The organism is Paraburkholderia phenazinium (genome assembly GCF_900142845.1).
Classification (GTDB): domain Bacteria; phylum Pseudomonadota; class Gammaproteobacteria; order Burkholderiales; family Burkholderiaceae; genus Paraburkholderia; species Paraburkholderia phenazinium_A.
The window spans coordinates 246,177-268,635 of sequence record NZ_FSRU01000001.1 but is presented as its reverse complement, the minus strand read 5'-3'; the positions used below and the strand labels follow the sequence as shown (position 1 = coordinate 268,635).

Annotated in this window: 21 protein-coding genes and 1 pseudogene; 13 read left to right on the top strand and 9 right to left on the bottom strand. The window is 64.3% G+C overall.

The features are described from left to right. Positions 1-10 precede the first annotated feature (10 nt). The 4 genes from BUS12_RS01280 to BUS12_RS01265 are packed head-to-tail and all read left to right on the top strand — an operon-like array spanning position 11 to position 5,170. On the top strand, positions 11-1,501 hold the full coding sequence (locus BUS12_RS01280; RefSeq protein WP_074296970.1) for an aldehyde dehydrogenase: 1,491 nt from the start codon (positions 11-13) through the stop codon (positions 1,499-1,501). 17 nt (positions 1,502-1,518) lie between these two features. Then, positions 1,519-2,484, top strand: a complete 966-nt coding sequence (locus BUS12_RS01275; RefSeq protein ID WP_074293868.1) for a VOC family protein — start codon at positions 1,519-1,521, stop codon at positions 2,482-2,484. Then, entirely contained in the window at positions 2,477-3,742 is a 1,266-nt protein-coding gene (locus BUS12_RS01270; protein WP_074293867.1) for an NAD(P)/FAD-dependent oxidoreductase, read from the top strand. Before BUS12_RS01275 ends, BUS12_RS01270 begins: the two co-directional genes overlap by 8 nt. A gap of 24 nt (positions 3,743-3,766) precedes the next feature. Beyond that, complete coding sequence (locus BUS12_RS01265) at positions 3,767-5,170, top strand: MFS transporter (protein WP_074293866.1); 1,404 nt, start codon at positions 3,767-3,769, stop codon at positions 5,168-5,170. 3 nt (positions 5,171-5,173) lie between these two features. Here BUS12_RS01265 and BUS12_RS01260 read toward each other — a convergent pair whose 3' ends face one another. Continuing rightward, positions 5,174-5,635 carry a GNAT family N-acetyltransferase gene (locus BUS12_RS01260; protein ID WP_074293865.1) on the bottom strand — a complete coding sequence of 154 codons (462 nt, stop codon included), beginning with the start codon at positions 5,633-5,635 and terminating at the stop codon, positions 5,174-5,176. A gap of 62 nt (positions 5,636-5,697) precedes the next feature. After that, entirely contained in the window at positions 5,698-6,021 is a 324-nt protein-coding gene (locus tag BUS12_RS01255; protein ID WP_074293864.1) for a hypothetical protein, read from the bottom strand. 145 nt (positions 6,022-6,166) lie between these two features. Between BUS12_RS01255 and BUS12_RS01250 the strand changes: the two genes are divergently transcribed. After that, positions 6,167-7,648, top strand: a complete 1,482-nt coding sequence (locus BUS12_RS01250) for a MocR-like pyridoxine biosynthesis transcription factor PdxR (RefSeq protein WP_074293863.1) — start codon at positions 6,167-6,169, stop codon at positions 7,646-7,648. A 19-nt stretch (positions 7,649-7,667) separates the two neighbouring features. Here BUS12_RS01250 and BUS12_RS01245 read toward each other — a convergent pair whose 3' ends face one another. Beyond that, the gene (locus BUS12_RS01245) at positions 7,668-7,871 is read right to left on the bottom strand and encodes a DUF3562 domain-containing protein (RefSeq protein ID WP_074296967.1); all 204 of its coding nucleotides are present in this window, start codon (positions 7,869-7,871) and stop codon (positions 7,668-7,670) included. Positions 7,872-8,098: 227 nt separating this feature from the next. On the opposite strand from BUS12_RS01245, the pseudogene BUS12_RS39185 reads away from it, so the two are divergent. Together BUS12_RS39185 and BUS12_RS39180 are read left to right on the top strand one after the other, a co-directional pair. Then, positions 8,099-8,866 (top strand): annotated as a pseudogene (locus BUS12_RS39185) (DUF1295 domain-containing protein); the annotation flags it as partial. Then, positions 8,849-9,925, top strand: a complete 1,077-nt coding sequence (locus BUS12_RS39180; protein ID WP_253190103.1) for an SAM-dependent methyltransferase — start codon at positions 8,849-8,851, stop codon at positions 9,923-9,925. The pseudogene BUS12_RS39185 and the gene BUS12_RS39180, both read left to right, overlap by 18 nt. A gap of 26 nt (positions 9,926-9,951) precedes the next feature. On the opposite strand, the gene BUS12_RS01235 is transcribed toward BUS12_RS39180, so the two are convergent. Next, positions 9,952-10,875, bottom strand: a complete 924-nt coding sequence (locus BUS12_RS01235) for a LysR family transcriptional regulator (protein WP_074293861.1) — start codon at positions 10,873-10,875, stop codon at positions 9,952-9,954. Positions 10,876-10,996: 121 nt separating this feature from the next. Here BUS12_RS01235 and BUS12_RS01230 point away from each other — a divergent pair, with 121 nt between their 5' ends. The 3 genes from BUS12_RS01230 to BUS12_RS01220 all read left to right on the top strand — a co-directional run bounded on the left by BUS12_RS01230 (position 10,997) and on the right by BUS12_RS01220 (position 14,351). After that, positions 10,997-12,334 carry an MFS transporter gene (locus BUS12_RS01230; protein WP_437123866.1) on the top strand — a complete coding sequence of 446 codons (1,338 nt, stop codon included), beginning with the start codon at positions 10,997-10,999 and terminating at the stop codon, positions 12,332-12,334. Between the two features lie 27 nt (positions 12,335-12,361). Continuing rightward, a complete protein-coding gene (locus tag BUS12_RS01225; RefSeq protein WP_074293859.1) occupies positions 12,362-13,429 on the top strand; it encodes a hypothetical protein in 1,068 nt (355 codons plus the stop codon). A gap of 130 nt (positions 13,430-13,559) precedes the next feature. Then, positions 13,560-14,351, top strand: coding sequence for a class I SAM-dependent methyltransferase (locus BUS12_RS01220; protein ID WP_074293858.1), 792 nt, complete (start codon positions 13,560-13,562; stop codon positions 14,349-14,351). A gap of 131 nt (positions 14,352-14,482) precedes the next feature. Here the strand turns inward: BUS12_RS01220 and BUS12_RS01215 are convergent, their stop codons facing one another. The 4 genes from BUS12_RS01215 to BUS12_RS38625 all read right to left on the bottom strand — a co-directional run bounded on the left by BUS12_RS01215 (position 14,483) and on the right by BUS12_RS38625 (position 17,222). Beyond that, positions 14,483-15,430 (bottom strand): CopD family protein, encoded by a 948-nt coding sequence (locus tag BUS12_RS01215; RefSeq protein WP_171991571.1) that lies wholly within the window; start codon positions 15,428-15,430, stop codon positions 14,483-14,485. 2 nt (positions 15,431-15,432) lie between these two features. Continuing rightward, on the bottom strand, positions 15,433-15,795 hold the full coding sequence (locus tag BUS12_RS01210; protein ID WP_429307811.1) for a copper resistance CopC family protein: 363 nt from the start codon (positions 15,793-15,795) through the stop codon (positions 15,433-15,435). Positions 15,796-15,810: 15 nt separating this feature from the next. Beyond that, positions 15,811-16,737, bottom strand: coding sequence for a hypothetical protein (locus tag BUS12_RS01205; protein WP_074293855.1), 927 nt, complete (start codon positions 16,735-16,737; stop codon positions 15,811-15,813). Positions 16,738-16,844: 107 nt separating this feature from the next. Beyond that, positions 16,845-17,222: a DUF2946 domain-containing protein gene (locus BUS12_RS38625; RefSeq protein WP_074296964.1), complete on the bottom strand. Its 378-nt coding sequence runs from the start codon at positions 17,220-17,222 to the stop codon at positions 16,845-16,847. 344 nt (positions 17,223-17,566) lie between these two features. On the opposite strand from BUS12_RS38625, the gene BUS12_RS01195 reads away from it, so the two are divergent. The 3 genes from BUS12_RS01195 (at position 17,567) to BUS12_RS01185 (ending at position 21,086) form a co-directional block, all read left to right on the top strand. Then, positions 17,567-18,169, top strand: a complete 603-nt coding sequence (locus BUS12_RS01195) for a cytochrome b (protein ID WP_074293854.1) — start codon at positions 17,567-17,569, stop codon at positions 18,167-18,169. Between the two features lie 135 nt (positions 18,170-18,304). Then, positions 18,305-19,756 carry a glycosyltransferase family 2 protein gene (locus BUS12_RS01190; protein ID WP_074293853.1) on the top strand — a complete coding sequence of 484 codons (1,452 nt, stop codon included), beginning with the start codon at positions 18,305-18,307 and terminating at the stop codon, positions 19,754-19,756. Positions 19,757-19,910: 154 nt separating this feature from the next. After that, on the top strand, positions 19,911-21,086 hold the full coding sequence (locus BUS12_RS01185; RefSeq protein WP_074293852.1) for an aromatic ring-hydroxylating oxygenase subunit alpha: 1,176 nt from the start codon (positions 19,911-19,913) through the stop codon (positions 21,084-21,086). Between the two features lie 18 nt (positions 21,087-21,104). On the opposite strand, the gene BUS12_RS01180 is transcribed toward BUS12_RS01185, so the two are convergent. After that, entirely contained in the window at positions 21,105-22,349 is a 1,245-nt protein-coding gene (locus tag BUS12_RS01180) for an MFS transporter (RefSeq protein ID WP_074293851.1), read from the bottom strand. Positions 22,350-22,459: the final 110 nt, after the last annotated feature.

Here is a 22,459-nt window from a genome sequence, read left to right as displayed (position 1 = left end):
GATGACCGACATGACTCACTTCGATACCAGCCTCGTGCCCACCGGCGATATTTTTGTCGGCGGAGAATGGCGGCAAGGGCGTGGCAACCCGTTTAAAAGCCTGTATCCGGCGGATCAGTCGGTCAATATGGAAATCTCTACAGCCAACGCTGACGACGCGCGCGACGCGGTCGAAGCGGCGGACGCGGCGTGGCGCAAACCGGATTGGGCCGGCCTGAAGCCGCATCAGCGTGCGCTGATTCTGTATCGCATCGCCGATCTGATCATGGCCAGGCACGAAGCGCTTGCCAACCTGCAGCGGCGCGACAACGGCAAGCCGATTGGCGAAACGCGCGTGCTGGTGGCGAGCGCGGCGAACACGTTCCGCTATTTCGCCGCGTGCCTCGAAACGCTCGACGACGAACTCACGTCCTCGCGCGGCGACTACATGACGATGAGCGTGCACGAGCCGATTGGTGTGATCGCGGCCATTACGCCGTGGAATTCGCCGATCGCCTCGGATGCGCAAAAGCTCGCCCCGGCGTTGGCGGGCGGTAACGCGGTGGTGTTGAAGCCTGCTGAAGTGACGCCGCTGGTGTCGCTCGCTTTGGCGCGCATCTGCGAAGAAGCCGGCGTGCCGAAGGGCGTGCTGAGCGTGTTGCCCGGCAAGGGCTCGGTGATCGGCGACGTGCTGGTGCGCCATCCGCTCGTGAAGAAAGTGTCGTTCACCGGCGGCACCGAAGTGGGCCGCGGCATCGCGCGAATTGCAGCGGACAAGCTGATGCCGGTGTCGCTGGAACTGGGCGGCAAGTCGCCGACCATCGTGTTCGACGACGCGGACATCGATCACGCCGTCAACGGCGTGCTGTACGGCATTTTCAGCTCGTCGGGCGAAGCGTGCATCGCAGGCTCGCGCCTCTTCGTGCACCGGCCGATCTACGACGCGTTCATGAAACGTTTGACGGAAGGCGCACGCAAGCTGCGCGTCGGCGATCCTTCGCGCGCCGAAACGCAAATGGGTCCGCTGATTACGCCGGCGCATCGCGAATCGGTGGAACGGTATGTGGCTTTAGGTCTGGAAGAAGGTGGACGCTTGCTGTGCGGCGGCGAACGTCCCGTAGGCGATGGACGCGAAGCCGGCAACTTCTATCAGCCGACCATTCTTGAAGGCCTGTCGAACAGCGCACGCATCTGCCAGGAAGAGATCTTCGGACCGGTGCTGGTGGCGATGCCGTTCGACGACGAAGCCTCGCTCCTCACGGAAGCCAACGACAGCGTGTTCGGCCTCGCCGCGGGCATCTGGACGCGCGACTACAAGCGTGCGTGGCGCGTCGCGCGTGCGCTCGAAGCGGGCACGGTGTGGATCAACACCTACAAGCTGTTCTCGATCTCGACGCCGTTCAGCGGCTGGAAGGAGAGCGGGATGGGCCGCGAGAAGGGGCGCCTCGGCATCCGCGAATACATGCAGCAGAAGAGCCTCTACTGGGGCTTGAACGACGCGCCTCTGGCGTGGGCGAACTAGGAAACACGGGGCACGACATGACGATTCTCGGTATTGAACAGATTACCTACGGTGTAACGGACCTCGAAACCTGCCGGCGCTTTTTTGCCGACTGGGGTTTGAAAGAGACTGCGCACGACGAAACGCGCGCCCGCTTCGAATCGCTGAACGGTTGCACGATTCTCGCCGTCGACGCAAACGACCCGTCGCTGCCGCCTGCCTTCGAAGAAGGTCCGACGCTGCGCGAAGTGACCTGGGGCGTGGCGACGCGCGCCGAACTCGACGCGCTGCGCGGCCGCTTCGCCGGGCAGCCGGGTCACTTCGAACAGGACGATGCGGTGGGGTGTATCGACCCGAACGGCATGGCGATCCGTGTGGAAGTGACACGCAAGCGCGAGCTCGACACGCACGGTTCGCCGTCGAACGTGTGGGGCCAGACGTTGCGCGTGAATCAACCGTCGCCGATTTACGAACGCGCGGAGCCGGTGGAAGTGGGGCACGTGGTGTTCTTCACGAACAACCTCGCGGAAACGGAGAAGTTCTATCAGGACCTGCTTGGGTTCGAGATGTCCGATCGTTATCCGGGCCGTGGCGCGTTCCTGCGCTGCGCGCCGCATGGCGGTCACCACGATCTGTTCTTGCTGGCGCTACCCAATGGCAAGCGCGGCCTGAATCACGTCGCCTTCACGGTGCGCGACATCCACGAAGTGTTCGGCGGCGGCATGCATATCAGCCGCTGCGGTTGGGACACGCAACTCGGGCCGGGCCGCCATCCCGTGTCGTCCGCTTACTTCTGGTACTTCCAGAACCCGGCCGGCGCATTGATCGAGTATTACGCGGACGAGGACCAGCTCACGCCGGAATGGCAACCGCGCGATTTCGAACCGGGTCCGACCGTGTTCGCCGAATGGGCCATCGACGGCGGCATTGACGGCAACACGCGCCGGCAGAAAAACGCCAAGGCGCCGGAAGGCAAGTTCATGACGGAGCGCAAACATGACTGACGCTGCCACTCAGCACGCGCAAGCGGCCCACGCCGGACTGGATGCACCGCGCACGATCGTCGTGATCGGCGGTGGCCAGGCAGCGGGCTGGGTCGTGAAGACGTTGCGCAAGGAAGGTTTCGACGGCCGCCTCGTGATGATCGCCGATGAGATCCATTTGCCGTACGAACGCCCGCCTCTGTCGAAGGCGGTGCTGGCGGGCGAAGCGGACATCGACACCGTGCGTCTCGTCAAACCGGACGACTTCGCCGCGCTGAACATCGAAGCGTGGCAGCCGGACACGGCCACCGCGATCGATCGCGAACAGCGCATCGTACGCACGCAGTCCGGTCGCGAAGTGCAGTACGACCGCCTCGTGATCGCTACGGGCGGCGCGGCGCGGCGCCTGCCGGACGCGCTGGTGAAGACCTCGAATATCGCCTATCTGCGCACGCTCGACGAAGCCGTCGCGCTCGGCGAACGGCTGCGCGCGAGCCAGCGTGTGCTGGTGATAGGCGGCGGCTGGATCGGGCTCGAAGTCGCGGCTACTGCCCGCAAGCTGGGCGTCGCGGCCACCGTGGTTGAAGGCGCGCCGCGTCTGTGCGCGCGCTCGGTGCCGCCGGCGATTTCGGATTTCCTGGTCGAACTGCATCGTGCCAACGGCGTCGACGTGCGCCTGAATTCCGGCCTTGTTTCGCTGGACGATCACCCGCACGATGCGAAGCGCGTGCGCGCCACGCTCGCGGACGGCACGACGCTCGACGCCGACTTCGCGGTCGCCGGCATCGGCCTCACGCCGCATACGGCGCTCGCGGAAACAGCAGGCCTCGCCGTTGCCGACGGCATTGTGGTGGACCATTTCGGCGCGACTTCGGACCCGCGCATCTTCGCGTGCGGCGATGTGGCGAATCATCCGAGCGCGTGGTTGAAGCGCCGTGTGCGGCTCGAGTCGTGGGCGAACGCGCAGAACCAGGCCATCTCCGCGGCGAAGGCGTTGCTCGGCGTGTTCGAAGCGTATGCGGACATTCCGTGGTTCTGGTCCGATCAGTACGACGTGAACCTGCAGATCCTCGGCGACATCCCCAACGATGCGCAACTCGCGGTACGCGGCGATCTGCCCGGCAAACGCGCGACGCTCTTCTACGTGGAAGACAGCGCGATCCGCGGGGCCATTGCGATCAACATGCCGCGCGATCTGAAACTCGCGCGCAAATGGATGAGCCAGGGCCGCACGATCGACCTTGCAACTCTGACCGACGCCAGCACGGCGCTCGCGTAACTCTTTTCGGACGGCGATAACGGCATGAGAACCATCGACAACACCATGGGGGACCGCAGCGGCGCCGGTGTCTCAGGCCCCGTGACCCGGGGCTCGATCATTGCGCGTCTGGAGCGCTTGCCGGCCAACGCCATGCAGATTCGTGCGCGTATCCTGATCGGGCTGGCGACGTTCTTCGACGGCTTCGATGTGATCGCCATCGCCGCCACGCTGCCGATCCTGATCCAGAAGTGGGGCCTCACGCCGTGGGAAATCGGCTTTCTGATTGCGTCGGGATCGATCGGCCAACTGGTGGGCGCATTCGTGTTCCCCTGGTATGCGGAACGCAAAGGCCGGGTGCGGGCGATTGCGGTGAGCTCGGGGATTATCGGCGTGACGAGTATTGCTTGCGGGTTTGCGCCGTCGTTTACCGCGTTCGTCGTGCTGCGGATTGTTCAGGGCCTGGGCCTCGGCGGCGAGCTACCGGTGGCTGCGACCTACATCAACGAAATCAGCCGCGCACATGGTCGAGGACGATTCGTGCTCCTGTATGAAATCGTCTTTCCGGTGGGACTGCTCGCGTCGAACGCGCTGGGTGCGTGGATCGTGCCGCGCTTCGGCTGGCAGGCGATGTATTTCATCGGCGGCATGCCGTTGATCCTGTTCTTCGTGTTGCGCAAGCTGGTGCCGGAATCGCCGCGCTGGTTGGCCGAGCGTGAGCGGATGGCCGATGCGGATGCGGCCGTGCTGGCGTTCGAACGCGCAGCGAAGGGCCCGCTGCCGCCGGTCGAGCATGCTGCGGAATTCGATGCGATGGCGAACCGCCATCCGCGCCGCCGGATCGGCGATCTGTTTGGGCCCGCTTATCTGAAGCGCACGCTGGCGGTGGCGATGCTGTGGGTGACGTGCGGATTTATCCAGTACGGTCTGTCCACCTGGCTGCCGACTATCTATCGCACGGTCTATCATGCGCCGCTGCAACTGGCGTTGAATCTGGCGGTGGCGGCATCGGTGCTTGGCGTGATCGGCTCGTTGACCTGCGCGCTGCTGGTCGACAAGGTGGGGCGTAAGCCGATCATCAATTTGTCGTTCGTGCTGTGCGCGGTGTCGTTGGCGCTGGCCGGCGTGTTCCACAACTCGTCGGTGTATGTGGTCGCGACATGCTGCGCGTTCGCGCTGGGCTTCCTTGCCTGCGGGTTTATCACGGCGTATGTGTACACGCCGGAGTTGTATCCGACCAGCATTCGCGCGTTCGGCTGCGGCGTGGGCGGCGCGTGGCTGAAGGTGGCGGCCATCTTCGCGCCGGCGATCGTGTCGAAGACCATGGTGGGCGGCCATCTCGACATCGCGTTTTATATCCTCGCGGCGGTGCCGTTCCTCGCGGCCTTGACCGTGCATTTCCTTGGCATCGAGACGAAGGGCAAGGTGCTGGAGCAGTTGGAGGCTTAAACTCTACAGCGCCTTTCGGTACACCACAAAACCCGAACGGTCCGCGATGCGGTCATAGAGTTTCATCGCGGTCTGATTCGTCTCATGGGTTTGCCAATACACGCGGCTCGAACCGGCCGCTTTCGCCTGCTCGTAGACGGCTTCGATCAGCGCCCGCCCGACGCCTTTGCCGCGCTCGCTCGCCAGCGTGTAGAGATCCTGCAGATAGCAGATCGGGCCGGCCATCGTCGTGTGTCGATGGTAGAGATAGTGGACGAGGCCGAGCAGTTGACCGTCGCGTTCCGCGACCATCGCATGCATGGGCTCATAGCCGTCGAAGAAGCGCGTCCACGTCAGCAGCGTGATATCGCGGGGCAGCGCCGTCTCGCCGGATCGTCCGTAGAAAGCGTTGTAGGCGTCCCATAGCGGCAGCCAGGCGGGGAAATCGGCAGTGGTCACGGGGCGGATCTGGATCGGTTGTGTCACGAGCGGGGCTCCTTGTTTGGGTATCGTTGAAAGTGATGTCGTGGATGGCGTTGGTCGCGTCGTCAGGGTTGGGTCGAACAGGCGAGCAGCGTTTCACTGAGCCTCTGTTCGCGGTCGTACCTCTCGCCGGATTGTGCGGATTGTGCGGATTGTGAGGATTGCCCGGTTTGCGGGTTTGCCGCCGCCGCGCTTCGCGACTCATCATAGGCAGCAACACACGCGTCCATCCGCGCACGCGCGTTTGTCACCGGCTCCAATGCGTCATAGCCCAGCGCGAGGAGAACAAAAGCCAGCACCCAAGCCGCCCGCTTCATCAGCGCGCCGCGCCTGCGCACCGGCGCTTCAGCTTCACCATGAGTGGACCGGCCGAGAGCGGAGGTATCCATGTCAACGACCCTTATCGTTAAGTGCCTCGTACCCTTCCACGCTGCAACCGGCACTGCGGCTCGCGGCACGACCATACCGTCAGCTTAAGAAATTTGTGGCACCATTGTTAGCTCCACGCACCCGCAATTATCTGGAGCCACGCATTTGGACTACGGCCTGTTGATGTCGAACTTCGCGAAGCAACTGGGCGGCCGCAAGCTCACGCAGCAGAACCTGCTCTACGAAAGTTTGCGCCGGGCCATTCTCGATGGCGACATCCGGCACGGCAGTCAGCTCATTCCCACCCGCTCGCTTGCCGAACAACTCGGGATTGCACGTAACTCGGTGCTGTATGCGTACGAGCGACTGACCGAGGAGGGTTTCGTCAGCACCAGCCGTCACGGCTCCGTGGTGTGCATGGTGAGCCGCGCGGCGGCGCCGCCCGCGGCGCAAGTCGATAGCGCGGGTGTGCCGGTCAGCCGTCTGTCGCGCCGCGTGGCCGACCTGCCGCGCGAACGCACGCGCGCGAACGACCCCACACCATTTCGTCCCGGCGTGCCCGCGTTGAACGAATTCCCGATGGCCCAGTGGCGCAGTTCCATGGAACGCGCGTGGCGTTCGATCGACCCGCGTGAACTCGACTATCGCAACAACGCGGGACATCCCGCCTTGCGCCGCGCGATTGCGGAATATGTACGCGTGTCGCGCGGCGTGCGCTGTTCGGCCGAGCAGGTATTTATCACCTCTGGCACACAGGCGAGTCTCGATCTATGCGCCTGCATGCTGGCCGATCCGGGCGAGCGCGTCTGGATGGAAGACCCCGGCTATCACGGGGCGAAGGCGGCGTTTCAGGCGGCAGGGCTGAGCCTTCAGCCTATCCCCGTGGATGCCGCCGGGATCGCGCCGACCGAAGAACACTGGCAGCGCACGCCGCCGCATCTGATCTACATCACGCCATCGCATCAGTACCCGCTCGGCAGCGTGTTGAGCCTCGAGCGCCGCTGGTCGATCATCGAACATGCGATCGAGCGCGGGGCATGGATTATCGAGGACGATTACGATAGCGAACTGCGTCACAATGGGCCACCGTTGCCGTCTATCCAGGGGCTGACGGAGAACGCGCCGGTGATCTATCTGGGCACCTTCAGCAAGACGATCTTTCCGGCTTTGCGGATGGGGTTCATGATCGTGCCGGCCCATGTGGTGCAGGAGGTGCACGCTGCGCACAGCGAGATCGCGCGTCAGGGGCGCGTGGCCGAACAGATGGCGCTGGCCGATTTCATCGAGAGCGGCAAATACGCCCGTCACCTGCGACGCATGCGACGGATCTACCAGCAACGCCGCGCCGCGCTCGTGGCCGCGCTGGAGCGGCACATGGGCGATCTCGTCACCGTGTCGTCCGATAGCGGCGGCATGCATCTGACGGTTCGTCTCGATGCGCCGCTGGTCGATGCGGACGTGACCGTGGCCACGCGCGCGCATGGCCTGACGATCGCGCCGCTCAGCACCTACTGCGATCCCGCAACGGATAGCACGAAGTACAACGGCTTCATGCTGGGATACGCCGGTATCGCGCCGGAAGCCGCGGACGCGCTAGTGGCGAGGCTTGCGCAGATCGTGCGGTCGCTGGTGAGCGGGCGCGGGTGACCGCGCGGTGGCCGCCGCGCTAGTTCTTTCGGCTTGTGGAATGCCGCAACGTGTCGCGCACTTTTTTCGCCACGAGGAGCGGCATGTAATCGAACACGCGGGCATCAGTCTTGTAGTTAGCCAAAGTGTCGGCGTAGATCTTCGAGACCGTTTCCGTGGGGGTATTGGTTTCCGCGGCAATGGCCTGTACAACTTCGTCAACGTTGGTCTGGGGCTGAGCCATGAGGTTCTCCGGGTTTGGCAGGGGGCAAACTGCAAACAACAGGAGTTTCATTACAGGATGCGGACGGCCATCATGCCAATTGAATTGGCCTATGAGGTATCTGCTTCAGACATGTTTTTGCTTGCAATAGCGAAAGGGAACGATCGCAGGGTGCGATCCTGACGCGCCGCCGCATCCGTTGCCTGCCTGTCTGCGTATAAGCTGCATCGCTCCAGGATGAGGATGCCATGCCGCCTATCGCCGCCGCCGTGATTGCACTGGTTGGGCTCGTGCTTGTGTTCGGCGCCGTCTGGGCGTGGCAAGTGAAATCGGAAAATGCGGGCATGGTCGATCCGGTGTGGGCGTATTCGCTCGGCGCCGTGGCGGTGTTGTACGCGGTGCTCGGCACGGGCGATTCGCCCACCCGCGCGCTCGCCGCGCTCGGCGGCCTGATCTGGGGCGCGCGCCTCGGCACGCATTTGTGGCGGCGCAATTTCGGCCAGCCGGAAGACGCCCGCTACCGACGCTTTCGCGAGGAGTGGGGCGATGCCGCGCCGCGTCGGATGTTCTGGTTTTTCCAGTTGCAGGTCGCGATTTCGATGCTGCTCTCCGTGGCGTTTCTGGTGCCGTCCTATCGTTCGAGCGAACCGGCCACCGGCTGGATTCTGCTGGCGGTAGCGATCTGGATCGTCTCGGTGGGGGGTGAAGGTCTCGCGGACCGTCAGTTGCGCCGCTTCAAAAACGATCCGTCCAACCACGGCAAGGTCTGTCGCGAGGGGCTATGGCGCTACTCGCGGCATCCGAACTACTTTTTCGAATGTGTGCACTGGGTATCGTATATCGCGCTGTCGATCGGCTCGCCGTGGATCTGGCTGACGTTCTTGCCGCCCGTGCTGATGGCGTGGCTGTTGCTGAAGCTCTCGGGTATTCCGTTGCTCGAAGCGAGTCTCGCGAAGACACGAGCCGGTTACGCCGAATACATGCGCACCACCAACGCCTTGATTCCGTGGCCGCCGGCCGCGCCCGGCGACGGCTGGCTGATTCGCTGCTGCGAGCGCGGCTGGTTGCCCGACCCGCTGATCCGCCTCGGCATGCGTCAATTGATGGGCCAGCGTCTGCGCGACGAGGCCATCCACAACGGCGAGCTCCGTGCACAACGCCTCAACCGTTTGCTCGACGACCTGCGTTCAAGTCCGATCGCCATCGAAACGCAGGCCGCGAATACGCAGCACTACGAGGTACCCGCAGCGTTCTTTCATGCGCATCTTGGACCGCATCTGAAGTACTCGTGCTGCCTGTATCCCGAAGGCAAAGAGACGCTCGCCCAGGCCGAAACCGCGATGCTCGAACTGTATGCCGCCCGTGCCGAACTGGCCGACGGTCAGCGCGTGCTCGATCTCGGCTGCGGCTGGGGTTCGTTGTCGCTGTGGCTGGCGGCACGCTATCCGAATTCGCGGATCGTCGCGCTATCGAACTCGCACGGCCAGCGTGCGTTCATCGAGGCTTGCGCGGCCGAGCGCGGGCTGACGAACCTGAAGGTCGTCACCGGCAATATCGTCGATTTCGAATTCTCCGAGGCCCAGCTCGCGGGCGGCTTCGACCGGGTGGTGTCGATCGAGATGTTCGAGCATATGAAAAACTACGGACTCCTGCTCGCGAAGATCGCGCGCTGGATGCGCGACGACGCGAAGCTATTCGTGCATATCTTCGTGCACCGCACGCTCGCCTATCACTTTCAGGTGGAGGACGGCAGCGACTGGATGTCGAAGTACTTTTTCACCGGCGGCACGATGCCGTCGGAGAATCTGCTTCTTCACTTTCAGGACGATCTGCGCATGGAGCGGCAGTGGTGGGTCAGCGGCACGCATTACGAGCGCACGGCGAACCAGTGGCTGGCCGCGCTCGACGCCGCCAAAGACCGCGTGATGCCGCTGCTCGTCGACACCTACGGCGCACGCGATGCGGCCATCTGGTTACAACGCTGGCGCATGTTCTATATGGCCGTGGCCGAACTGTTCGGCTACGCGAACGGCAACGAGTGGGGCGTCGGGCACTATCGCTTCGAGAAGCGCTGAGCCGCGGCGTTGAAGCCGCGGCCGCGCTAGACCTGCCGCGCCCGCGCGAATTCGAGCATCGTCTGCGCAAAGCGCACGGCGGCCGGGTTGCCGGCATCGCGCCGCGTGACCAGATGCAACGGGGCCGTGATGGCCTCGTCGCTATCCATCGGGCAATACACCACGCTTTCCTGCTGATAACGTTGCATCGAGGCAGGCACGATCGTCACGCCTGTCCCGGCCGCGACGAGATTGATGGCGCTCAGCATACGCGGCACTTCGGTGGCGACGCGCGGCGTAAAGCCCGCCGCTTCGCAGGCGTCGATGAAGTCCGCGTACATGCCGCGCGCGCCAGGACGGCGCACGAAGATAAACGCTTCGTCAGCCAGCGCGTCGAGTGCAATTGGCCGTATCCGGCCGGACTTGCCGCGCCCCTGCAGCAGACGATGCCCCACCGGCAGCACGAGGACCATGCTCTCTTCCAGCAGCAGATCGAAGCGCAGTTCTTCCGGCGTGTCGCTCGGCTTGCGCAGGATGGCCGCGTCGACGCGGCCGCTCACCATCCGCTCGATAATCTCCGCAGCATTGATTTCGTTGAGATCGATGGCGATGTCCGGACAGGCCTCGCGAAACGCGCGAATCGCAGCGGGCGCGAGTGGGTGGAATGCCGATGAGCTGGTCAGCGCGATCCGCACCGAGCCGATCCGGCCGTCCGCAATGCCTTTACCCTTGGTCACCGCCTGATCGAGCGCCTGCAGCACAGCGCGCGCATCGTCGGCGAAGGAGGCGCCCGCCGAGGTGAGTTCGACCCCGCGCGCCACCCGCGTGAACAGCGCAAAACCGATCTCGCTCTCCAGCGCCTGGATCTGCTGCGACAACGGCGGTTGCTGGATGTGCAGTCTTGCGGCGGCACGGGTGAACTGCCGCTCGTCGGCGACCGCCAGGAAGTAACGCAGATGTCGCAATTCCATCGCAATGCCTCATATATATGAAACGTATGGCAGGGTCATTCGATCGGTATTTTACATTTACCGCGATCATCCGTACGCTTGAGGGATAGAGAAAAAAGGCTTAAGGAGACTTATGGACTCGATGCTTTCCGCCGCGGCGTCCTCCGCGCATCCCGTTCCCGTGCCGGCAGCTTCGCAGGTGCGGCGTGCCGTGATCGCCTCGGTGATCGGCAACGGCCTCGAGTGGTTCGATTTTCTGATCTACGGATACTTCGCGAAGACCATCTCGCACGTGTTCTTTCCGGTCGGCAATGCGTTCCTGTCGACGGTGCTGACGCTGGCCACCTTCGCGATCGGCTTCATCGTCAGGCCGGTGGGCGGCATTGTGCTGGGTGCCTACGCGGACCGCGTGGGGCGCCGCCGCACCTTGTCGCTGCTGATCCTGCTGATGGCGGCCAGCACGCTGCTGATGGGCCTGACGCCGGGCTATGGCAGCATCGGCATTGCCGCGCCTTTGCTGGTGTTGCTCTCGCGCGTGCTGCAGGGTTTGTCGGTGGGGGGCGAGTTCGCCACGGCCGCGGCGATGTTGTCGGAGTACGCGCCGCGCGGCAAAAAGATGTTCTATGGCAGCTTCCAGATGACGTCGCAGGCGTTCGCGTTGCTGCTCTCGTCCGCGTGCGGCTATTTGCTGACCACCCATCTGGACCGCGCCTCGCTCGAAGCCTGGGGCTGGCGCGTGCCGTTCCTGCTCGGCGCGCTGATCGGGCCGATCGGCTTTTACATCCGCCACAAGGTGGCGGAATCGCCGGAGTTTGTCGAGATGCGCGAGCGCCTCGGGCATGCGCCACAGCAATCGATGCGGCAGTTTCTGCGTGAACGCAGCGATGCCTGCCTGTGTGCGATGGGCGTGATCATCGTCGGCGCGGCGACCAATTATCTGTGGCACTCGTTTTTGCCGTTGTACGTGGAGCGGCAGTTGCATTTGCCGCTGAAGAACGCGTTGTTCGGCACGGCCGTGTCGGGTCTGATCAGCATCGTCGCGTATCCGCTGGCGGGTAAGCTCGCCGATCGCGTCGGTGCATGGCGCGTGTTCTTTCCGGTGGTGGTGATCTGGGCGGTGATCGCGTATCCGCTGTTCGCGTGGGTGGTGGCGCAACCCACGGCCGAGCGCCTGTTCACTGCGCAGATGATCGCCACGCTGGTCTTGAGCATCATGTCCGGCCCGCATCCGGGGATGCTGACGCAGTTGTTCCCCACCGCGACGCGTTCCACCGGCGTCGCACTGTCGTACAACGTCGCGGTCACGCTGTTCGGCGGGCTGGCGCCGTTGACCGTGACGACCTTGATCAGCTTCACCGGCTCGAATCTGGTGCCGGCGTATTACCTGATTTTTGCGGCGATCGTCTCGCTGCTGCTGGTTGGCCTGAGCCGGTCCGGGCGGCGCTTGTTGCGCGACCCTGATGCCGTGCCGCACGACTAACCCCATTTTTTCGACGTTGATTTGACCATGACCGATTTCAGTCCCCGCGAGCGGGCCCGTCCGCGCAACGAGTATCCGGTGCGCGTGGTCGGCAGCGAGCGGTTTCGCGTCAGCACGGCGCGCGGGTCCGGCTGGGTGCCGGTGTACCGCTCGGCGGGCGAGGCGCTCGATCATCGCGTGAGCCGTGTCGTCATCGTGCTGCACGGCCGGCTGCGCGACGCGGATGCGTATCTGTTGTCCGCGCAACGTGCTTTGGCCGCGGCCGATGTCGACCCTGACGACACCTTGCTGCTCGTGCCGCAGTTTCTCGCCAGCGCCGATATCGCCGCGCACGGCCTGGATGCAGATGCGCTGCATTGGGACTGGACCAGCTGGATGGGCGGCGACGATGCGCTCGGTCCCGCGCCGCTTAGTTCGTTCGATGTCCTTGATAGTCTGATCGAAGCCGTCGCGGACCGCTCGCGCTTCGCCGCCTTGCGCGAAGTGGTGATTGCCGGTCACTCGGGCGGCGCGCAGGTGGCGCATCGTTACGCGGTGGTGGGGCGCGCGGCGGCCCTGCTTGAACAGCAGGGCGTGCCTTGCCGTTATGTGATCGCCAATCCTTCGTCGTATGTGTATTTCGACAAGCTGAGGCCCGATGGACAGGGCGGCTTCAGTCCGGTGGACGAACGCGACTGCGTCGGGGTCGATACCTGGAAGTACGGCATTCACGAGCCGCCGCGTTACGCGAGTAGCGCGGCGTTTGCGACGCTCGAGCAACGCTACGTCAGCAGCGACGTCATCTATCTGCTTGGCGGGGCCGACTGCGATCCGCAGCATCAGGCGCTCGACCGCTCTTGCGCCGCCAACGCGCAAGGCCCGCACCGGCTGGCGCGTGGTCTGGCTTATGTGGCGTACCTGCGCACCCGGCATCCGCAACTCGGGCACCGCTGCTGGGAGGTGCCCGGCGTGGGGCACAACGGCGAGGGCATGTTCAATTCGGCTGAGGGTCTGCTGGCGCTGTTCGATGCAAAGGCGCGGGCGGATTGGGTGGACGCGGGCGGACTGGCGTCGCAAGCGCAATCGGATCCGAGCGAGGGCGGCGCGACGGAGTGACTCGCGGCGCGAACTGGGGTACGCCCGCGCCGTAGTGCGCGTCTCGACAGCACACGCCGCACGGCGTCATACTTTGCCGGCTGCGCGGCGCTTCACGTCCCGTTATCGCGCGGCTTCGACGGAACCGCCCATGACGACGCCTATCCCGTTCATCCCTGATCGCTTCAAAAGCAATGCCGCTCACTATCTGAGCGGCCGCCCCGCTTATTCGCCGCGTCTGATCCGCCGCGTGGCCGAATCGTGCAAGCTCGACGGCACCCAGCGATTGCTCGACGTCGGTTGTGGACCGGGGCAACTGTCGCTGGCGTTTTCGTCATGGGTGGGCACAGGCGTCGCGCTCGACCCCGAGCCGGAAATGCTGCGCATCGCGGCTGACCTTGGGCTGGGCATCGCGCCGAACATCGAATACCGGCTGGGGAGTTCATACGACCTGTCGGCGGAGTGGGGCCGTTTTCAGCTTGCCGTGATCGGCCGTGCGTTTCACTGGATGGACCGCCCCGACACGCTGGCACGACTCGATCAACTGCTCGATCCCGCGGGCGCTGTGGTGCTGTTCGCGACCTCGCATGCCGACGATGCATCGACGCCCTGGCACGCGCCGTATCGGGCGCTCCTCGATGAGTATGCGCAAACCGATCCGGCGCGCGAGCAGCGCAAGTCCGATAGTTGGGAGAGTCACGAGACCGTGTTGCTGAAGTCTGCGTTCAACGCGCTGGAGCGTGTGTCGATCATCGAAAAGCGGCGCGTGGCGCTGGACTCGCTGATCGCGCGGGTGCTATCGATGTCGAGCCTCTCGCGCGAGCGGCTTGGCTCAAGGCTCGATGAACTGTTGGCGCGCGCGCGGCAGTTGCTCGAAGCGCATGCGGTGGATGGCTCGCTCGACGAGCGGGTGGAATCGATCGCGCTGATCGCGCGACGTTGAGAGCGGTGCGGTGGACGTCATACACAGCCTTATGGCGACCACCTCGGCGCAAACATTTGCCACCGGATGGTGAACGGATGCGCCAGCGTGTTGATGCATCATGCCGATGCTGGCGCACCCTCCGCATCTGTCTAGCCGCCCGAGGGTGACGTGTGGCCAAGCACGCCGGCCACGACCAGGATAGCCACCATCGCCACGGCCTCAACCGCCAGCAACCGGTCGAAGCTGCGCTGCGCATCGCGATACGCGGGGCCGCCGTCAGCCGCAGTGTGTTGGAGGCGCGGCAGATAGATCATCCGGTTGTAGCCCCCTAGCAGCACCGCCAGCGTGACCAGCACCAGCTTGAGCGCCAGCACGCGCCCATACAGCACGCCAAGCAACGGCGCGGTGAGGTGCGCGGTGTCCTGCGTGGCGTTATAGATGCCGGTCACGATCACCACAGCGAGCGCGACGGTTGCCAGATGCGACAACTGCGCGCAGAACGCTACGCGGTTTGCGGGCCCGGCGGAGGCTACCGTGGTTGCCTCCGTAGATACCGCCGCGTTCGAGTTCCACCTCCACAGCACCGGCGCAGCAACAATCACGCTACCTGCCCACAAAGCCGTCGCACTCAGATGCAGGACATGGATGCCTTCGCGTAGCGTGAAATCGCCGGCATCGGCCGCGTGACTGGCGGCAGCCTTGCCCGCCACGTAGACGATCATGCCCGCCGTCGCCACCCACCCTGCTGTGCGGCCGCGACGCGCGCCGCCGAAGCAGGCGAGCACCGCACCGGCGCATCCCACCGACCAGGCAATCCCAAAGTGCGATTGCGTCAACACCGCACTCACGACGGGTCCCGCCTCGCTGAACGGCGTCCCGCCCATCACGGCGGCTTGCAGCCACAGATACAGGCCGCAGGCGAGTACCAGCAGCACAAGCGCAGCGAGTCTCGAACGGCCAAGCGCAGCCGAAGTGGCCGGGCAAGCAGACGGTTGCCGCTCGAGCATCGCACTGCACGCGAGCGCCCCAACCGCGAGCGCCAACACCATGTCTTGCGCGGCCGCGACGAGGATCTGCACGACGACGAGCGGATCCACCGTCACTTCACCGTGAAGCTGTAGTGGCCCTGCGTACGGTGCCCGTCTTCCGCCACCGCGACCCATGCGACCGAGTAGTCCCCAGGTGTCAGCGGGTTCAGCGTCACCGACATGTGCTTGTTGTTCGACGGATCGACCACAGCCTTGCCGCTCGTCACCGGCTTGCCTTGCGCATCGGTCACGGTGATCGAACTGAAGGCCGGTTCGAGGCCGTCGTCGAAATCGATCGCCACGTCCTTTTGCGAGGTGGACACGGTGGCGCCGGCGGACGGCGCCTGGTGAGTCGGATAGGCATGAGCGTGCGCGAGTTGCGCGACCGTCAGCGTCAGCGCGGCGACCAGGCCGCGCGCGAGAGATGAGTTCACGAGAGCGTTTTTCATTTAGTTGAAGAGCGGCTTGCCAAGAGAGTTAGGGAAGATGTCGTCGAAATACAGGTGCGCGTCGAACAGCACGCCAACGTGATTGCCGCTCAGGTGATTGACCGGAATCTGCGCTTCGATGCCGAACTGGCCGTAGCGGTTAAGCCAGAGAAACCCCGGGTTGATCGTGCCCGTGGTTTGCCCGGCGCACGCGCCCTCCGTACAGGTGCTCATCGGCGCCTCTACGACCAGGACCATGTCTTTGAACGGTTGCGGAATTCCGAGGTCCTTCACCTGGTCTTGCAGGTAAGGAATGCTGTACTGCAAGGTGAAGCCCCAGCCGAAGGAATTCGGACCGTTGTCCGACGAAGCCGTCGTCAGGTTGGGACCCAGTTCGCCGGTGATGGCGAACGGCCGCAGGTAGCTGAGCGACGCGGGCAGATCGCCGAAGCCCTTGCCGAAATAGAAGTCCGGCGTGAAGGTCGAAAACGAGTTTGCGATCGATTTCGCACCCGTGCCGCCGATTTCCGTTTCGAGCCCGATCGACATCATGAATTCATGCCGCGCGTTGGCGTAGAGCAGATATTTGGCGCCGACGGTGACGTTGTCCCAGCCCTTTGTGGATCCGCCGTTCGGGTCGTTCTGACTGACGTAATCGCTCGATACGCTGAAGGCGAGATTCTTCGTGATCAGCTTGTCCCACTCATACGAGACCGTGTTGACGCTCATGTCGTTGCCGCTGTCGTCCGGGGTTTTGATGTGGCCGAACTGGGTATCGAACTCGTCTCCTACGCCGGGGTCGTCGACCGTCAGCGTGGCAGGGAAGACGCGGTCGCCCACTACCGCATGGGCTGAAGCACCAGGCGAACTGGCAAGACACGCGGCGCCGGCCGCCGCCATGAAGGCGGCGCGTGCGGGTGCCGCGTGCCGTTTGAAAAACGTACGCATGATCTGATTGTTCTCCGATCGTGTTGATCAGTCGCCGTGCAGATAGATGCGCGGCGACATTCCGCGCCTGCTCGCGCAGCGCGGGTACGGTTCGTGTACGGATCGAATCAGGAGAGGGGAGGCGCACGCGGCTGGGCCGCGGTATAGACGAGCGGGACGTGGACGGTCTCGTGCGTGACGGCGATCGTTGCGCGTGCAACCGATAGCTCGGCGACGAACGCGGCGGCCGTGCCCGGCAGCACCGGCACATGGGCGAGCATGCCGCAATACGCGCACGCTTGCCAATGGAATGCGGAAGAAGGGGATGATTTGCTGTCGTGCGCGAGCGGGCTGTTGGCCGGGTCGGCAGAGCAGTAGGTGGACAGCGCCTCGCCCAGGCGGTCGTGTGCTGCGAGCGCCTGCGAAACCGTCGGCGCAAGCGTACTCATCAGGATTGCAAGCAATCCCAACAAGCTGCCGATTTTCTGGAGGCGCAGACGTAGCATGCTGTGCGTCGAGCACGAGAAGAAGCGATGATTGGCGCAGATTATGCCACGCAGGCCGCGATGAATATACGCAAGAACCGCATGCCGGGCATCTTCAGTCGATGCGTTACCAAGGGCAGCGGTAACGTAGGCAGAGGTGTTCGGGCCACCGGCGTACGCGCAAGGCCGTTTCATAGGAAGATTGTGTATTTCGTGCGCGCGGCAGGGAATAAATCGCTGCGGCGCGGCGTTTGCATGATTGGCTGCTGTCGCGCTATGCACCAACGCCGACGTTTCGCTGCTTCATTGCCGGTTTAATTTCAAACAGCTTTCGCATTCGCGCACAATTTCGGACGGAATTACAGATGAGCACTCAGGCCAACTCCCCCCTCGCCGACACGACCAGCGTGCAGGCGGTTGCCCGCTACACCCGCACGGCCATGGTGCTCCACTGGGTCATCGCGATCCTGATCATCTGCAACGTGGTGCTGGGGTTGAGCGCCGATTCGCTGCCCGACGACTGGGTGCGTCCGGTGATCGACACGCATAAGTCGATCGGCATCACCGTGCTCGGTCTCGTGCTGCTGCGCCTTCTGTGGCGCGTCTCGCATCGGCCGCCGCCGCTGCCGGCGGCGTTTCCCACGTGGGAGCGGATTGCCGCGCACGTTGCGCACTTCCTGCTGTATTTGCTGATGATCGGCCTGCCGCTGTCCGGCTGGTTGCACGACTCGGCCTGGAAGGATGCGGCGACGCATCCCATGCATCTGTTCAACCTGGTTCCATGGCCGCGGATCGGCTATGTGATGAACCTCGACCCGACGCTCAAGGAAACCTTGCATGACCGCTTCGGCGCCTTGCACACCTGGCTGGGTTACGCGCTCTACGCGCTGCTGGCCATGCACGTGGGCGGTGCGCTGAAACACGAGTGGATCGATCGCAAGTCCGTGTTGAAGCGCATGATTCCCTGAGGACGGCGATTTCGTCCCGCATGCTTCTTCGCGCGCGGGTTGCGGCAGCAGGTCCGCACCCGCAGGCGCCGCCCGCAGGTCCCACCCGCGGTTCCCATGATTAACCCCGCAGTATCGACGGATTCAGCAGCTATTTTGAAGAGAACTCTGGAACAAGCCTTGGCGCTCGCCTCGCCCCGTATCGTGCCGCGCCCCACTACGCTGTTGAGCACGTTCATTCACCTCAGCGTGGTGGTGCTGTGGTTGCTGCTGTTCGCGCGCGCGTTTTTCCTGCAAGGCGTGGTGGCGTGGTCGACCGGGATTGCTTACGTGGTCTACGACACCTTGCTGCTCGTGTTCGTCACGGTCAAGACACTGCCGCTGATACGACCGCTGCCGTCGCTCGATCCGGCCTCGGACCGGCGCGGCTTGCCGAGCATGGGCGTGATCGTCGCCTCGCATAACGAAGCGGCGGTGTTGCCGGTCACGCTCGCCGCGCTGCTGCGGCAAACGCACGGCCCCGCGCAGATCGTGATTGCCGACGACGGCTCGACCGATGGCACTGCCGCGCTGCTGACCGGGCGCTTCGGCCTGACCGCGGCGCCGGACGGCGAACTGAGCGCGCCAAGCGCGCTCCACCCGAACCTGTACTGGCTGCGCGTGCCGCACGGCGGCAAGGCGCGCGCGCTCAACGCGGCCATCACGGAGATGACCACGGATACGGTGATGACCGTCGACGCCGACACCCTGCTCGACGACGACGCCACCTACGCGATGCGAGCGGCCTTCGCCGACCAGCCGAAACTCGTGGCGGCGGCCGGCATCCTCGTGCCGGTCTGCGGCAAGACCGTCTCGGGGCGGGTGTTCCAATGGTTCCAGACGTATGAGTACATGCGCAACTTCATCGCCCGCTTTGCATGGATGCGCGCCGACAGCCTGCTGCTGATCTCGGGCGCGTTCGCTTCGTTCAAGCGCTCGGCGCTCGTCGAAGTGGGTGGCTTCGACCCGCAGTGCCTGGTGGAAGACTACGAGTTGATTCATCGGCTGCGGCGCTATTCGGTCGATCATGGGCTCGGTTGGGACGTGCGCGTGGTGGGCGATGCGCAGGGACGTACCGACGCGCCCGGCACGCTCGGCAGTTTTCTGCGGCAGCGGCGCCGCTGGTTTGCGGGCTTTTTGCAGACGCAGTACTGGAATCGCGACATGACGGGCAATCCGCGCTACGGCACGCTCGGCATGCTGATGCTGCCGGTCAAGGCCATCGACACGATGCAGCCGATCTACGGCCTGACCGCCTTCGCGCTGCTGCTCGCTTTTCTGTTCGGCGGGCATGGGACGCTCGTGCTGTCGATTTTTGGCGTGATCGGCGCCAAGATCGCTATCGATCTGGCCTTCTACGTGTGGTGCATCCATCTGTACCGACGCTGGACCGGTCAGCGTGTAGGCTCCAACCTGGGGCTGGCCCTGGTGGCGGCGATTGTCGAACCCTTCACGTTCCAGTTGCTGCGCCATACCGGAGCCCTGATGGGCTGGCTGCACTTTTTACGGGGTGGCCGCGTGTGGGGCGCGCAGCGCCGCTCGGGGCTGGTGGCGCACGATGAGGGCTGACCGGGGCCGGGGCTGACCGGGACGGACTGGCGGGAAACCCTACATATTGTCAAAAACATCGATCACGCACCTTCTAGTAGACTGAGTCCTTATGTTGGCCGCCCGTGCAAGTTACGGGCCCACCCAGATCTCAGACTGCAAGGAGGCGTTGCCCATGCATGTAGTTCCTTCGCTGGACAGCAGCACTATCGATGCGCCTACCGAGGCACCGGCCGAAGCCGCCGATGACACATCCACTGAGTCACTCAGTGGCGCGCCTGTGCGCGATCTGCGCCGCGTCCCCATCCACCCCGATTACTGGTACCCGCTGGCGTGGTCGCGCGAGCTGAAGCGCGGCAAGGCGCACGGCGTCACCTTCGCGGGCGAGCCGATCGTGCTCGTGCGCACCGAGTCGGGCAAGGCGTTCGCGCTGGAAGACCGCTGTGCGCACCGGCAGGTGCCGCTGCACGGCGGCGTGGTGGATGGCGAAACGATTCGCTGCTGTTACCACGGCTGGACCTACGATTGCAGCGGCCGCTGCGTCGACATTCCGTATCTGGGCCGCGAGCGTTTGCCCAACGGCGTGCGCTCGTATCCGTGTCGCGAGGAGCAGGGGCTGATCTTCGTGTTTCCCGGCAATCCCGCGCTGGCTGAGGAACGTCCGTTGCCGCCGCTCGCTTCGGTGGGTGACAAGGCCTACAAGACGCGCCGCCTGGGCCGCGAAGTGAAGTGCCATTACTCGTTCATGCACGAAAACCTGATGGACATGAACCATCAGTTCCTGCACCGCAAGCAGATGGGGCAGATGCGCGCGCGTTCGCTGGGACGCCGGCGTGGCGACGACTGGGTCGAGGTGGATTACACGTTTGCTCGGATGGCCGGCGAACAGCCTATCGGCGAGGCGCTGGTGTTCGGCCAGAGCCGCAAGGGGACGCAAGGCGCGGACAAGGACGTGATGACCATCCGCACCCAGTATCCGTATCAGACGCTGCAGATCCGCACCTCGGATTCGACGCTGGTGATGAACCTGTGGATCGTTTATGTGCCGCTCGATGCCGAGCAGCGCACTAACCGCACCTTCGGCCTGCTGTCTATCCGCAAGCCGGGCATTCCGGTCCTGCTCGATATCGCGTGGCCCTTGCTGGTCTGGTTCACCGAACGCATTTTCAAGGAAGACCGCTGGATCGTCGAACGCGAGCAGGAAGCGCACGACAGGCAAGGCGCGGACTGGAATCACGAGGTGTTCCCGGTCATCAACGAACTGCGCGCGCTGCTGCGCGAGTGCGGTGCGCCGCCGTCAGCCGGCCATTTCAAGGGCGTGCGGATTGGCCCCGCCGAGGCGACGACGTAACGCGCGCTCCGCTCGCGTTCATTCGCTCTCGCGGATGCCGGCTTCGGACAGGCCGGCTCCGCTCGCGAGGCCGGCCGTGCGCCTGTTCTGCAGCCACGGTCCGGCGATCGAAGCCACCGCGCCGATCGCTCCCATTGTCAGCGACAACAGCACGATCAACAGGCCGGTATGCCCACGTCCGGCGAATAGGCCCACCAGCAAGCCCGCGAGCGGCTGGGTCAGGTTGTTCAGCAGGATGATGACGCCCGTCGTTTTACCGTAGTCCTTTGGCGGAATGATCTTTTGCCGGGCGCTGCGGATATAGACGTTGAACATCTTGTCGAAACCGATAATCAGCACGAAGCCCACCGCGTAGCCCCACGGACTGGCACTCGCGCCGGCGATCACGCCGCCGAGGCAGATCGCCAGAAACGCCAGCAGCCCTAGCGCTTTTCTGGAAAACGAGGCGTGGGCGATGGTCAGCAGGATCAGCACGGTGGCGATGGCGCCGATAGTTTGCAGTACCGCGTAAAAGCGTCCCGATTGATGATGGATGCCGGTGACCATAGCCGCGGAGGTGGCGAGCGTCACGCCGATCACGAGATTCTCGGCGGCGGCCAGCAGGATGACTTTCTTCAGGCCGGGCAGACACATGACATGCTCTACGGCGGTGCGCAGCGGCTGCGTCCAGTGACCCCGAGGCGGTTCAGCCGCCATGGCCTGAAATCCGCTCACGCGCTGCCACAGCACGAATGCGGCGTCGGCGATCAGGAACAGCGCGCCGGTCGCGGCCACCACGAATTCCCAGCGCCACCAGCCGAGCAACAGCGCGGCGGCCATTGGGCCGAGCACCACGCCGAGCTGGTCGGCCAACTGCGAGACGGCCAGCACGCGCTCGAACTTATGAGCCTTGAAGATCTGCGGGAGCATGACCTCACGCGCGACGAAACCCTGGCTCGTGAGGATGCCGCAGCAAGCGGATAACGCAATCAGCCAGCCGATGCCACCGCACAGCGCATAGCCCACCACCCCCGCGATACACACGACGGCCCGGTACGTTTGACTGATACGCATCAGCTTGAGCGGCGAGAAGCGATCGCTGAGCGCGCCGAACAGTGGGAAGAACAGATAGCGCGGCAGCGCCTCGACAAAGAAGGCGATGCCCGACCACGACACCTTCTGGGTCGTCTGGAACACGACCAGCGGGACCAGGAAGAGCAGAATCTGGTCCGCCAGCCGCGCAAAGAAAAGCGAGCAGAAAAAAGCCTGATGGTTGACGCGCACGGTTTGATCGCCTGTTGTTCGCTGCGTGACGACTGGGCAGCCGCACACTTGCGGACAGACTGAAGGATACCGCGGGAGACGCTTAACGTATGGTTTGTGCCCTATACCGC